Source organism: Acetobacter cerevisiae (assembly GCF_001580535.1).
GTDB classification, from domain to species: Bacteria; Pseudomonadota; Alphaproteobacteria; order Acetobacterales; family Acetobacteraceae; genus Acetobacter; species Acetobacter cerevisiae.
Genome location: NZ_LHZA01000028.1, coordinates 1 through 1037 on the forward strand (window position 1 = coordinate 1; position 1037 = coordinate 1037).

Here is a 1037-nt window from a genome sequence, read left to right on the forward strand (position 1 = left end):
CCATGGCCATCAGGAAGGCCGCGCCTTTCATGGATATTACGGCCATAACTGCTATCTTCCCCTGTATGTCTTCTGCGGGGACCATCTCCTCAGCGCTACCCTGCGCACGGCAGACAGGGACCCGGGGAAGGAAGCACTGGCAGACATCCGCCGGATCGTGGAGCAGATCAGGAGCCGTTGGCCCCGGGTGCGTATCCTGGTGCGTGGGGACAGCGGTTTCGCCCGGGACAGTCTGATGACATGGTGCGAAGACAACCACGTTGACTTCCTGTTCGGGCTTGCAGGCAACACCCGCCTGTATGACCGGATTGCCTCTTTGTCCGCTGAGGTTCGTGACGAAGCCGCCACGACAGGCAGAGCTGCGCGCGGTTTCGCCTCCTTTGACTGGATCACAAAGGACAGCTGGACGCGCCGCAGGCGGGTGGTGGCCAAGGCCGAATGGCGCCACGGCAACCGCTATCATCGCTTTATTGTCACCACGCTACCGCAGGGAATGTCCGACCCCCGCCATCTCTACGAACAGATTTACTGCGCACGCGGGGATATGGAAAACCGCATCAAGGAATGCCAGATGGATCTGTTCTCAGACAGGACCTCGTCCCACACCATCCGGGCCAACCAGCTCCGGCTGTGGTTCTCGGCCGCAGCCTATGTCCTGCTGACCGCTCTGCAAAGACTGGCCCTTGGCCAGACCAGCCTGGAGACGGCGACCTGTGGCACCATACGCGCACGACTGCTCAAAATCGCGACACGTGTAACGCTCAGCGTCCGTCGGATTGTCCTGTCCATGCCGGACATGTTCCCCTGTCAGCATGAATTCGCCCTCGCTCATGCACGATTGCGAAGGCTCCGGCAGGCCATCTGAAGAAACAGACAGTGCACAGACCACATAGCTTCCACCAACACTGCCTTCTCAGGCCGTGACACCCTCACTGCGTTCAGAACCCGCCGCCAGAAGCAGAATATCGTCAATATTCCAGATCGGGCTCCTGTGGGATGACTGAATTCTACAAAATGACCTGAAATTGCCTCAAGTG

At 59.3% G+C, this 1037-nt stretch carries 1 pseudogene; it reads left to right on the top strand.

Annotated elements, in window-relative coordinates:
* Positions 1-865 (top strand): annotated as a pseudogene (locus tag AD928_RS00165) (IS1380-like element IS1380A family transposase); the annotation flags it as partial.
* Between the last annotated feature and the right edge of the window lie 172 nt (positions 866-1037).